An 11,987-nucleotide genomic window follows, 5' to 3' on the forward strand; every position below is an offset into this window, starting at 1 on the left:
GCTTTAGAGCAATTGCCGTCATCAACCGTTCATCCTGGCAGCCTCCCCCATGCAGAGCATCAAGCGGTTCATCCCCGCCTCCTTCGTCGTTCTGTGGGCGACCGGCTTCATCGGCGCGCGCTATGCCATGCCCTGGGCGGAACCCTTTACCTTCCTTGCCATCCGCTTCGTGATAGCGGCGATCCTGTTTGCCGGCCTCGCCGTGCTGCTCGGCTCGCGCAAGGCGACGCGCGAAGAGGCGCTGCACGCAACGGTGGCCGGCGTCCTCATGCATGGCGTCTATCTCGGCGCCGTCTTCTGGGCGATCCACAGGGGCATGCCGGCGGGTCTATCGGCGCTGATCGTCGGCCTGCAGCCGCTGATCACGGCGGTGCTTGCCGGCAAATTCCTCGGCGAGGCGATCCTGCCGCGCCATTGGGCCGGCCTCGCCGTCGGCCTTCTCGGCGTCGTCATCGTGCTCTGGCCGAAGCTCGGCGCACTTGGCGGCGGCGTCACGCCGGCGACGCTGACGGCTTCGCTCGTCTCCGTGCTCGGCATGAGCGCCGGCACCATCTGGCAGAAGCGCTATGCCTCCGGCGGCGATCTGGTGTCGGCGACGATGTGGCAGTATGTCGGCGGTTCCGCGGTGATGATCCTGGGCTCGCTCGCTTTCGAGACGCGCGCCGTCACCGTCAATGGCGAGCTGATCTTCGCCATGGCTTGGCTGGTCCTGGTGCTGTCGGTCGGCGCCATATTCCTGTTGATGGTGATGATCAGGGACGGCGAGATGTCGAAGGTCGCCTCGCTGTTCTACCTCGTGCCGGCCGTAACCGCGGTCATCGCCTGGGTGCTTTTCAACGAGCGGCTCAACCTGCTGCAGATCGCCGGCATGGTGGTCGCCACGCTCGGCGTCGCCCTGGCAACCGCGCGGCCTAAGACAATTCCCGCCAACGCGTGAGACGGCTTTTGGGTGAGGTCGTGCTTCAACCTACTCTGGCGCGCGCCTCCAGATAGCGGCTGATCGCGGCGTTGAGCTCGCCGCCCAGGATGAAGATCGCCGAGATGATGTAGAGGAAGACGACCGCGATCATGATCGAGGCGAGCCCGGCATAGGTCGTCACATAGGACGAGAAATGGTCGAGATAGGTGGCGAAGATCGTCGATCCGACCAGCCAGGCGACCAGCGTGAAGACGATGCCCGGTATGATCGAGACGAAGCGGCGCTTGCCGGCCGGCAGCCAGATATGCACCGAGAACAGCCCGATGACGATGACCGTCGAGGCGATCACGTAACGCCAGATGGTGATCGTTCCCATATAGGGCTTGATCCATTCCAGATGCGCTTCCGCCAGCCGCGCGAGCAGCGGCGCGAACACCAGAAGCACGCTGATGGCGAGGAAGCAGGCGGTGGCGATCAGGACGAAGATGATGCTCTGCACCCTGCGGTGGACGATGCCGCGCGTCTCGGTGACGCGATAGGCGCGGTTGAGCGAGGTGCGCAGCGCCTCAATGCCGTTCGAGGCGAAATAGGCCGCAAGCAGCACGCCGTAGGTCAGAAGGTCGGTGCGCCGCACGGTGAGCACGTTCTGCACCTCATGCGCGATCGGCTTGGCGATCTGCTCGGGCCAGGTGTCGAAGACCAGATGCACGGCCGTGTCGGCGAAGGCGCGTGCGCCGAGGAAGCTGCCGAGCGTCGTGGCGAAGATCAGGAACGGAAACAGCGCCATCAGCGAGGTGATCGCCAGATGGCTGGCCATTGCCCAGCCGTCATCAGTGTTGAAATGTCCAATCGCATCGTAGAGCACGCGCTTGAGGGCAACGATATTCCGCAGCAAGGACCCGCGCTCCGCTCGATTGTGTCGACGCCGCGAATATGGGAAGGGATTGCGGCAAATGGCAACCCCAGGTCCCACAACGCGCCCCGCCGCCAAAGACTTGCGCACCGTCATCGTCACCGGCGCCTCCTCCGGCATCGGCGCCTATTGCGCGCGGGCGTTGAAGGCGGAGGGCTGGCGGGTGTTCGCCACGGCGCGCAAGCCGGCCGATATCGCCGCGCTCGAGGCCGACGGTTTGGAGGCCCTCTATCTCGACTATCGCGAGCCCGAATCCATCGCCGCCTTGGTCGATGCGGTGCTGGAGCGTACCGGCGGCACGCTTGACGCGCTGTTCAACAACGGCGCCTACGCCCAGCCCGGCGCCGTCGAGGACCTGCCGGTCGCGGCACTTCGCGAACAGTTCGAGGCCAATTTCTTCGGCTGGCATGATCTCACCCGGCGCATCGTGCCGGTCATGCGCAGCCAGGGGCACGGCCGGCTCGTCCACTGCTCCTCGATCCTCGGGTTGGCTCCGGTCCGCTTCCGCGGCGCCTATTCGGCCTCCAAGCACGCCATCGAAGGCCTGATGCTGTGCATGCGCCAGGAGCTCGAAGGCAGCGGCATCCACCTTTCCCTCATCGAGCCGGGACCGGTGACGTCGAAGATCGCCAGCAACGGCCTGCCCTGGTTCCTGAAGAACATCGATGTCGAGAATTCCGTCCACCGCGCCGACTATCAGGCGCAGCTCGCCCGACTTCAGGCGGGCGGCAGCGTGTCGAGGCTGAAACCAGGGCCGGAGATCGTGCACAGGGCGTTGCGCCACGCGCTTCTGTCACAGCGCCCGCGCCCGCACTATGTGGTAACGGTGCCGGCCAGGATCGGCGTGGCGCTGAAACGCGTCTTGCCGGCATCCTTGCTTTATCGCGTGCTCGCCAGGCGCGCCTGACCGAACCTGAACCGGAGCCAGCCAGATGCTCATCACCCTGAAGATCCTCGCCGTCATCGCCATGGCCGCCGTGGTGATCGTGCTGGTCCGCGGTCTGATCAACATGATGCGCGGCGGCTCCGGCATCACCTCGAACAAGCTGATGCAGACGCGCATCATGCTGCAGGCCGTGGCCTTGGCGCTGCTGTTGCTGGTGGTCTATTTCACGCGCAAATAGCGCGGCTGAGGGGGATTGCGTGGTCAAGCTCAACAAGATCTACACCCGCACCGGCGACGACGGCACGACGGGGCTCGGCACCGGCGAGCGGCGGCTGAAATCCGACCTGCGCGTCGATGCCTACGGCACCGTCGACGAGGCCAATGCCTGCATCGGCATGGCCCGCCTTCACACCGGCGCGGCGCATCCCGCGATCGACGCCATGCTGTCGCGCATCCAGAACGATCTGTTCGATCTGGGAGCCGACCTCGCCGTGCCGGACGACGGCAAGCCCTTGGAATACGAGCCGCTGCGCATCGTCGCCGCCCAGACCGACCGCGTCGAACAGGACATTGACGCGCTCAACAAAAGCCTGCAGCCGCTGAAGTCCTTCGTGCTGAACGGCGGCACGCCGGCGGCCGCCGCGCTCCATCTGGCCCGCACCGTGGCGCGCCGCGCCGAGCGCCTGATGGTGGCGCTGGCGCAGGATCCGGCCGAGCATGTCAACCGCGAGGCGCTCAAATACATCAACCGTGTCTCGGATTTCCTGTTCGTCGCCGCCCGCGCGGTCAATGACAATGGAGAGGCCGACGTGCTATGGGTGCCAGGCAAGAACCGCTGAATTTGGGGGCGGGAGGGTCCGATGTTCATCCCGCTTTACGACACCAACAGGCTGCGTCACATCCGCCTGCAATATGTGACGATCGGCCTGATCGTGGCGAACGTGCTCGTCTATCTGGCGACCACGCTTGGCGGTGAAAATTTCACCAATGCCGCGGTTCTCGGTCTCGGCTTCATCCCGTCGGTGGTTCACGACAAGGTCGAGCTCTCGCCCGAATTCGTCGTCATCCCCGAGAGCCTGAGCTACCTTACCTATTCCTTCCTGCATGCCGACATCTTCCATCTCGGCGGCAACATGCTGTTCCTCTGGGTGTTCGGCGACAATGTCGAGGATGCGCTCGGCCACATACGCTACCTGATCTTCTATCTCGCCTGCGCCGTCGCCGGCGCCTTCTTCCAGGGGTTGGTGGCCTGGGATTCGCAGGTGCCGTTGATCGGCGCCTCGGGCGCCATCGCCGGCGTCGTCGCCGCCTATCTGATTCTCTACCCCCGGGTGAAAGTCTGGGTGTTGGCCTTTGCCCGCATTCCGCTGCGCATCCCGGCCTTCATTCCGCTGATCCTGTGGATCCTGTTCCAGATCGTGATGTTTGCCGCGGGCGGCGAGGACCAGATCTCCTGGGCCTGCCATATCGGCGGCATCATCGCCGGATCGATCCTGGTGCTGGTGCTGCGCAGCCGCGGCGTGCCGCTGCTGGCCGGCGCCGACGGCGAGCCGGATCCGACGCCCAACGTCCAGCAGCCGCCTGTTCCTGTCGAACCGGCCGCTGGCGACCCGGCCCGGCCGGCGTCGCAATGGGGCCGTGGAGCAGCGACGTCCCGCGACTGAACCGATTTGGGTGTGTCGTGGGATATTGACGCGCCGATTTGCCGCCACTACGGAAACGGCACCGTTGGGCGGATATTCCGCCCGTAATGTCGGCTTTCGACAACTCTGACAGGGCGCACGCTGGTATAGCGCCCCGACTATCTCAGGAGAGGTGACAGGAAAATGAAGATCCTTGTGCCCGTGAAGCGGGTTGTGGACGCCAACGTCAAGGTCCGGGTGAAAGCCGATGGACTGGGCGTTGAGCTTGCCAACGTCAAGATGGCGATGAACCCGTTCGACGAGATCGCGGTCGAGGAAGCCATCCGCATCAAGGAAGCCGGCAAGGCGGAAGAGATCATCGTCGTCTCGGTCGGCCCGCAGCAGGCGCAGGAGACGCTGCGCACCGCGCTCGCCATGGGCGCCGACCGCGCCATCCTGGTCAAGACCGACGAGCAGACCGAGCCGCTGGGCGTCGCCAAGGTACTGAAGGGCGTGGTCGAGGCGGAGGCGCCCGGTCTCGTCATCCTCGGCAAGCAGGCGATCGACGACGATTCGAACCAGACCGGCCAGATGCTGGCGGCACTGCTTGGTTGGTCGCAGGGTACCTTCGCGTCCAAGATCGTGCTCGAAGGCGATCATGCCAAGGTGACGCGCGAAGTCGATGGCGGCCTGCAGACGGTGGAATTGAAGATGCCGGCCATCGTCACCGCCGACCTGCGCCTCAACCAGCCGCGCTATGCCTCGCTGCCCAACATCATGAAGGCAAAGAAGAAGCCGCTCGACGAGAAGAGCCCGGCCGACTACGGCGCCGACGTCAAGCCGCGCCTCAAGGTGGTCAAGACCGAGGAACCGAGCGGCCGCAAGGCGGGCGTCAAGGTGAAGTCGGTGGCCGAGCTCGTCGAGAAGCTCAAGAACGAAGCCGGCGTGCTCTGAGCGGTCAGGAAAGGATAAAGAAAATGGCAATTCTCCTCATCGCCGAACACGACAACGCAAGTCTTTCCGACCAGACGGCAAAGGCGCTGTCGGCCGCGCTGCAGATCGGCTCCGATGTCGACGTGCTGGTGGCCGGCAAGGGCGCCAAGGCTGCCGCCGACGCCGCCGCCAAGCTGAAGGGCGTCCGCAAGGTGCTGCTCGCCGAGGCCGACGAGCTTTCGGAACGCCTCGCCGAGCCGACCGCGGCTCTCGTCGTCTCGCTGGCTGGCGGCTACGACACGATCGTCGCGCCCGCCACCTCGTCGGGCAAGAACGTCGCGCCGCGCGTGGCGGCACTGCTCGACGTTGCCCAGGTGTCCGAGATCATCGAGGTCGTCTCGCCCGACACCTTCAAGCGGCCGATCTATGCCGGCAACGCCATCCAGACCGTGCAGTCGACCGACGCCAAGAAGGTCATCACGGTGCGCACCGCATCCTTCTCGGCGGCGCCGGAAGGCGGCTCGGCCTCGGTCGAAACGGCCAACGCCGCCGCCAATCCGGGCCTCTCCTGCTTCGTCGAGAACAAGCTCTCCGAGAACGATCGGCCGGAACTGACTTCGGCCAAGATTATCATCTCGGGTGGCCGCGCGCTCGGCTCCTCGGAGAAGTTCCAGGAAGTCATCCTGCCGGTCGCCGACAAGCTCGGCGCCGCCGTCGGCGCCTCGCGTGCCGCGGTCGACGCCGGCTACGCGCCGAACGACTGGCAGGTCGGCCAGACCGGCAAGGTGGTCGCGCCCGACCTCTACATCGCCGTCGGCATCTCCGGCGCCATCCAGCACCTGGCCGGCATGAAGGATTCGAAGGTGATCGTCGCCATCAACAAGGACGAGGAAGCCCCGATCTTCCAGGTTGCCGACTACGGCCTGGTCGGCGATCTCTTCGTCATCCTGCCGGAGCTGCAAAAGGCGCTTTGACGCAGCCGGTTCCGGCATATTAAAATCCGAAGGGTGGGGTAGACGAAGTCGCCCCGCCCTTTTAGTTTGCACTGCACAAAAAGCGGGCCATCAAGGCCTGAAGCCAATCCGGCGGTTTTGCGTCCGGATTGCAGGAAATAAACAAATAGGAGCGTTTCCGCGCTTCAAAGAAGCGGAAATGCTCAGGACGGGATCGGGGTAATGAGCAAGATCGAGACGATCGGCATTGTCGGCGCGGGTCAGATGGGTGGCGGTATCGCCCATGTCTCGGCGCTCGGGGGCTACAAGGTCCTGATCCACGACGTGTCGCCCGACCGGATCGAGAAGGGCATCGCCACCGTCAGCGGCAACATGGCGCGCCAGGTCGGTTCCGGCAAGCTGGAGGAGACGGCGCGCAACGAAGCGATGGCGCGCATCTCCGCCGCCCCGGCCATGGCCGACCTCGCCACCGCCGACCTTGTGATCGAAGCGGCGACCGAGGACGAGACGGTCAAGCGCAAGATCTACGCGCAGCTCTGCCCGCAGCTCAATCCGGAAGCGATCCTGGCGACAAACACCTCGTCGATTTCGATTACCCGGCTTGCCGCCCAGACCGACCGTCCGGAACGCTTCATCGGCATACATTTCATGAACCCGGTGCCGGTGATGAAGCTGGTCGAGCTGGTGCGCGGCATCGCCACCGAGGACCAGACCTTCGAGGCCGCCAAGACCTATGTGAAGCACCTCGACAAGACGATCACCGTTTCCGAGGATTTCCCCGCCTTCATCGTCAACCGCATTCTGCTGCCGATGATCAACGAGGCGATCTACACGCTGTACGAAGGCGTCGGCACGGTCGATGCCATCGACACCGCCATGCGGCTCGGCGCCAACCACCCGATGGGACCGCTGCAGCTCGCCGACTTCATCGGCCTCGACACCTGCCTGTCGATCATGCAGGTGCTGCATGAGGGCCTTTCGGATTCGAAATACCGCCCCTGCCCGCTGCTGGTGAAATATGTCGAGGCCGGCTGGCTCGGCCGCAAGACCGGCCGCGGCTTCTACGACTATCGCGGCGACCATCCGGTGCCGACGCGCTGATCTTCGCCGGCTGAACCCTTTCGGCGCGGCTCAGGAGGCCGCGGCAAGCGGCGGAGGTCGCACGACGCCTTTCGAAACATCCTCGGTCGAAACTTCGTCGGGTGCCGCCGAAACGCAGCCGCGTCCTGCCGCCTTGGCGGCATAGCAGGCGGCGTCGGCGCGGGCGATGATCTCGTCCACTTCGCCGCAACCGGCGCGGATCGGCGCGAGCCCGATGCTGGCGCCTATCGAATGCGGGCGCCCGTCCCAGCTGAAATTGAGGTTGCGGATGGCGTCGATGACAGAGCGCGCCGCGATCGGCCCGCGCGCCGCGGCGCCCGATTTGAGGATGACAGCGAACTCGTCGCCGCCGAGCCGCGCGACGATGTCTTCCGGGCCAAGCACATTGCGCAGGGTGTCGGCCACGCGCTTGAGCAGCGCATCGCCCGCGGCATGGCCGCCGGTGTCGTTGACCGCCTTGAAGTGGTCGAGGTCGACGAACATGAACTGATGCTCGCCGCCATTGAGACGGCACTGGTCGACCAGTTCCTCCATAGTGCGGATGAAGCTCGAGCGGTTGGCGAGCCCGGTCAGCGCGTCATGAGCGGCGGCGTAGGCCAGCTGGCGCTGCAGGGCGCGCGCGTCGGTGAAATCCTGGAAGACGATGACGAGGCCGCAGAACTCGTCGCGGTCGTTCATCATCGGCGACACCACTTGGCGGATGCTGCAGCGCGTGTCGTCGCGCCGGACAAGGACAGCCCGCGTGTTCTGGTCGCAGTGCGGCCGCTCGCTCGTCGAAGGGCGCGTCAGCCCGATCCTCTGCCCGCTTTCCTCGTCGACCGCCCAATAAACATGGCCGAGCACCTTGCCCATAGCCTCGCCAACGTCAACTCCGGTGAGCTTTTCGGCAACCGGGTTCATGAAGGTGACGCGATTGGCGGCATCGGTGCAGATCACCGCGTCGCCGATCGACTGCAGCGTCACCCTGAGACGTTCCTTCTCGTCGGCCAGCATCGCCGCCGAGACCATCAGCCGCGCCTCGGCCTCTTTGCGCTCGGTGATATCGGTCAGGCTGCCGATGGCCTGGACCAGCCGGCCCTCGCCGTCACGCTCGATCACCTTGCCGCGGTCGAGGATCCAGACCCAGTGGCCGTCCTTGTGCCGCATCCGGAACTCCGCCTCGAAAAAGGCCGTCTCGCCGGCAAGGTGCGCGCGATCCGCCTCGGCGACGCGCTCGCGATCGTCGGGGTGGATCATGGTCAGCCAGCGGTCGGGGTCGCCGTCGAGCTCGCCGTCGGCATAGCCCAGCATCTTCACCCAGGTTTCGGAATAGGTTGTGCCGCCCTTGCGCATATCGAGGCTCCAGATGCCCTGCCCGGCACTGGTGAGCGCGAAATTCCATCGAGTCTCGGCCTCGGCGATGCGCGCCTCGGCCTGCCTGCGGGCGTCGATGTCCTCGATCTGCGACACCAGATAAAGCGGCTTGCCTGTGTCCTCGTCGCGGATGACCGAGCCGGCAAGTTGCGCCCAGACCGGGGTCCCGTCTTTCCTGAGGTAGCGCTTTTCGAAATGGTAGGAACTGATCCGGCCTTCCCGCACGTTCATCATCGTCTCGCGGCCGATCGAAAGATCGTCCGGATGCGTGATCTGCGGGAAGGTCAGCGCCTCGATCTCGGCGCGGCTGTAGCCGAGCATAGCTGCGAAGGCAGGGTTGGCCTGCTGGATGCGACCGTCGAGGCCGACAATGGCGACGCCGATCGCCGAATCCTCCATGGCACGGCGGAAGCGCTGCTCGCTCTCGGCTATCTGCCGGCGATCGTCGACGATGCGGTGAATGAACAGCGCCGACAAAAACAGCGTCGCGGCGGTGATGGCGACCGATATCTGCAGGCAGGGCCTCAGCGCATCGGCGCCCAGTTCAAGGCGCGGCAGCAGGATCGACACGGCGGCGGCAACCAGGCCGACCGCCAGCAGACCCTGCGCAGCGTGCCTGTCGGCACGGAGGCCTTTCCAGTTCAACCACGCCACGATGCGATCCCACCCAACACGCAACTGCACGTTGCCACAACCCTGGCGGATCGGTTTTAAGGAATGGTTGCGTGGACGTTGGCGATCACTCCGCTAACCGGCAAACAATTGCCGGCATGCTTAAGGTACTGTTTCCAAACTGTACCGAAGAATCGGTGTGTGGCGGCTACCAGCGCACGAAGAGCCGGCCGCCGATGGCTCCGAGCAGCGTCAGGAAGGCGATCGCGACCGTATACCAGGTAGCGACGAAGAGCGGTGAATCGTCGAAGCAATGCGCGGCATAGAAGGTTGCCGCGAGCCCGCCCGCGAGCAGGCCGGCGACGGCGCCGGCAAGCACCGGCCGCGTCGGCGCGCCGTAACGCAGCATGCCGAGGAAGATCGCCAGCGGACCGATGCCGATCAGCGGGATGAAGCTCATGCAGATCATCATGTTCGTGCCGACGAGCCGCTTGCCCCAATCGGCCTCGGGCACGACAAATAGCTCGAGGATCACGGCCAGCACGACCAGAAGCGGCGCGGCAATCATCCAGGCCATTGCCCGCCTGGTCGAAGCACCCGGCATCGACAGCGCGCGGATCAGCGCGAAGGCGCTGACCGCAAGCACCATCGTGAACAGGAATTTCGACATGAAGCGCATCGTGTGCATGGCCAGCATGATGTCGGGGCGCGGCCCGATGGTCCCAAAGAAAACCACCGCCGCGATCACCACGGCCACGCCGACCGCCAGCCACCAGGCCTTGCCCATCGGCATCGCCTTGTCGCGGGCATCGGCGTCGAGCGCCTTGATGAGATCCTCGGTCCTCATGTCACTGTCGTCCAAATCTTTTTGCGATCGCGGCGAGGCCGCGATGCAGCGAGACCCGCACCGCCGTCTCGCTGATGCCGAGCTTGGCCGCCGTCTCGCCGATCGACTGCCCGTCGACCGAGATCGAGGAGACGACCGAGCGTTGCGCGGGCGGCAACCCGTCGAGCGCCCGGTTGATATCGCGCTCGCTCACCGTCTCCGTCTCCGGCTCGGCGAAGGTTTCGGCGATCTCGTCGATCTCGACCTCGATGCGCCGCCCGCGCCTGCGGAACGCGTCGATCAGCTTGAAGCGGGCGATCGCATAGATCCAGGGCAACACCGGCGCATCCGGCCGCCAAGTGTGGCGTTTCACATGAATGGCCAGCAAGGTTTCCTGCACGACATCCTCGGGGTCGACCCCGCCTTGAACGATTTTGCGCCGGACAAAGCCGCGAACGAGGGTGGCGACCCGGTGCAGAAAGTCGGCATAAGCCCTTTCGTCTCCACCGATCGCGGCCCTGAGCAGCCGGGAAAGCTCGGCCTCGTCCTTGCCGGTCACAAGAGTTTACCCCCAGATGTTCGCGTCTCGGCCTTGGTTTGTTACGTGGCCGGCGAAATAATGTCCAAGCCAAACTACCGCAAAATCACGAAAGTTTGCGGCACGGCGACCGATTGAAGCAGGGTCACAATGTTGACTACAATAATCAGGTATTGATAGGTGCAGCCGTGCCCGAACCCCTGTCTCCAGATTTGAGGATGATGCCCATGAAGATTGCCCTTTCCACGCTCGCCACCGCGCTGGCGCTCGGCCTGATCGCCGCCCCGGCCATGGCCGAGGATCAAGGCATCATCGTCTACAATGCCCAGCATGAGAGCCTCGCCAAGGAATGGGCGGCGGGCTTCACCAGGGAAACCGGCATCAAGGTCACGTTGCGCAACGGCGGCGACAGCGATTTCTCCAACCAGATCGTCGCCGAGGGCGCGGCCTCGCCGGCCGATGTGTTCCTGACCGAGAATTCGCCGGCCATGGCGCTGGTCGAGGCGGCCGGCCTGTTCGCGCCGGTCGACGCCGATACGCTGGCGCAGGTTCCGCAGGAATACCAGCCGTCGAGCGGCAAGTGGGTCGGCGTCGCCGCCCGCAGCACCGTCTTTGCCTACAACAAGGACAAGCTCAAGGAAGACCAGTTGCCCAAGTCGCTGCTCGATCTTGCCGATCCGAGCTGGAAGGGCCGCTGGGCCGCTTCGCCGTCCGGCGCCGACTTCCAGGCCATCGTCAGCGCGCTGCTGCAGATCAAGGGCGAAGCCGCCACCTCCGACTGGCTGAAGGCGATGAAGGCGAACTTCACCGCCTACAAGGGCAACTCGACGGTGATGAAGGCGGTCAATGCCGGCGAGATCGATGGCGGCGTGATCTACCACTATTACTATTTCGGCGATCAGGCCAAGACGGGCGAAAACAGCGGGAATGTCGCCCTGCACTATTTCAAGAACCAGGACCCGGGCGCCTTCGTTTCGGTGTCGGGCGGCGGCGTGCTGGCTTCCAGCAAGCATCCGAAGGAAGCCCAGGCATTCCTGAAGTGGGTGACCGGCAAGGGCGGCCAGGACGTGCTGAAGACCGGCACGTCCTATGAATATGCGGTCGGCAAGGGTGCCGAATCCAACCCTAAGCTGGTGCCGCTCCCCGACCTGCAGGCGCCGAAAGTCGATCCGGCGACGCTGAATTCCAAGAAGGTCATCGACCTGATGACGCAAGCCGGCTTGCTTTAGTTCGCGTTGGTCCTAAAAGGGCAAACGACCGTGCTCCCGCGGCAATTCGCCTTCCGCGGGAGCGCTTTTGTTTGGAGATGGCTTCGTCGATGACGATCGACT

Annotated in this window: 13 protein-coding genes; 9 read left to right on the forward strand and 4 right to left on the reverse strand. The window is 64.8% G+C overall.

Translation table 11 applies throughout. The annotated features are described in order from the left end of the window. Nucleotides 1–49: 49 nt before the first annotated feature. Nucleotides 50–937, forward strand: a complete 888-nt coding sequence (locus FJ417_RS15050; protein ID WP_140783993.1) for a DMT family transporter — start codon at nt 50–52, stop codon at nt 935–937. 25 nt (nt 938–962) lie between these two features. On the opposite strand, the gene FJ417_RS15055 is transcribed toward FJ417_RS15050, so the two are convergent. Next, nucleotides 963–1,814 carry a YihY/virulence factor BrkB family protein gene (locus tag FJ417_RS15055; RefSeq protein ID WP_140645216.1) on the reverse strand — a complete coding sequence of 284 codons (852 nt, stop codon included), beginning with the start codon at nt 1,812–1,814 and terminating at the stop codon, nt 963–965. 58 nt (nt 1,815–1,872) lie between these two features. On the opposite strand from FJ417_RS15055, the gene FJ417_RS15060 reads away from it, so the two are divergent. From FJ417_RS15060 to FJ417_RS15090, 7 genes are all read left to right on the forward strand, one after another. Next, nucleotides 1,873–2,739, forward strand: coding sequence for an SDR family oxidoreductase (locus FJ417_RS15060; protein WP_140783994.1), 867 nt, complete (start codon nt 1,873–1,875; stop codon nt 2,737–2,739). 25 nt (nt 2,740–2,764) lie between these two features. Then, nucleotides 2,765–2,956: a twin transmembrane helix small protein gene (locus FJ417_RS15065; RefSeq protein ID WP_140658802.1), complete on the forward strand. Its 192-nt coding sequence runs from the start codon at nt 2,765–2,767 to the stop codon at nt 2,954–2,956. Between the two features lie 19 nt (nt 2,957–2,975). Then, a complete protein-coding gene (locus tag FJ417_RS15070) occupies nt 2,976–3,557 on the forward strand; it encodes a cob(I)yrinic acid a,c-diamide adenosyltransferase (protein WP_140783995.1) in 582 nt (193 codons plus the stop codon). A 21-nt stretch (nt 3,558–3,578) separates the two neighbouring features. Then, complete coding sequence (locus tag FJ417_RS15075; protein ID WP_140783996.1) at nt 3,579–4,382, forward strand: rhomboid family intramembrane serine protease; 804 nt, start codon at nt 3,579–3,581, stop codon at nt 4,380–4,382. A 162-nt stretch (nt 4,383–4,544) separates the two neighbouring features. After that, nucleotides 4,545–5,294 carry an electron transfer flavoprotein subunit beta/FixA family protein gene (locus FJ417_RS15080; RefSeq protein WP_140658799.1) on the forward strand — a complete coding sequence of 250 codons (750 nt, stop codon included), beginning with the start codon at nt 4,545–4,547 and terminating at the stop codon, nt 5,292–5,294. Between the two features lie 23 nt (nt 5,295–5,317). Beyond that, nucleotides 5,318–6,247, forward strand: coding sequence for an electron transfer flavoprotein subunit alpha/FixB family protein (locus FJ417_RS15085; RefSeq protein WP_140783997.1), 930 nt, complete (start codon nt 5,318–5,320; stop codon nt 6,245–6,247). Between the two features lie 201 nt (nt 6,248–6,448). Beyond that, a complete protein-coding gene (locus FJ417_RS15090) occupies nt 6,449–7,327 on the forward strand; it encodes a 3-hydroxybutyryl-CoA dehydrogenase (RefSeq protein ID WP_140645209.1) in 879 nt (292 codons plus the stop codon). A gap of 30 nt (nt 7,328–7,357) precedes the next feature. Here FJ417_RS15090 and FJ417_RS15095 read toward each other — a convergent pair whose 3' ends face one another. From FJ417_RS15095 to FJ417_RS15105, 3 genes are all read right to left on the reverse strand, one after another. Further along, nucleotides 7,358–9,334, reverse strand: a complete 1,977-nt coding sequence (locus tag FJ417_RS15095) for a PAS domain S-box protein (protein ID WP_246687464.1) — start codon at nt 9,332–9,334, stop codon at nt 7,358–7,360. Nucleotides 9,335–9,500: 166 nt separating this feature from the next. Beyond that, nucleotides 9,501–10,139, reverse strand: coding sequence for an NrsF family protein (locus FJ417_RS15100; protein ID WP_140783999.1), 639 nt, complete (start codon nt 10,137–10,139; stop codon nt 9,501–9,503). 1 nt (nt 10,140) lies between these two features. Continuing rightward, nucleotides 10,141–10,677, reverse strand: coding sequence for a sigma-70 family RNA polymerase sigma factor (locus FJ417_RS15105; protein ID WP_140784000.1), 537 nt, complete (start codon nt 10,675–10,677; stop codon nt 10,141–10,143). A 206-nt stretch (nt 10,678–10,883) separates the two neighbouring features. Here FJ417_RS15105 and FJ417_RS15110 point away from each other — a divergent pair, with 206 nt between their 5' ends. Next, nucleotides 10,884–11,885, forward strand: coding sequence for an iron ABC transporter substrate-binding protein (locus FJ417_RS15110; RefSeq protein WP_140784001.1), 1,002 nt, complete (start codon nt 10,884–10,886; stop codon nt 11,883–11,885). The last annotated feature ends 102 nt before the right edge of the window (nt 11,886–11,987 follow it).

The sequence above is a fragment of the Mesorhizobium sp. B3-1-7 genome, from assembly GCF_006439385.1.
In the GTDB taxonomy this organism is placed as follows: Bacteria; Pseudomonadota; Alphaproteobacteria; order Rhizobiales; family Rhizobiaceae; genus Mesorhizobium.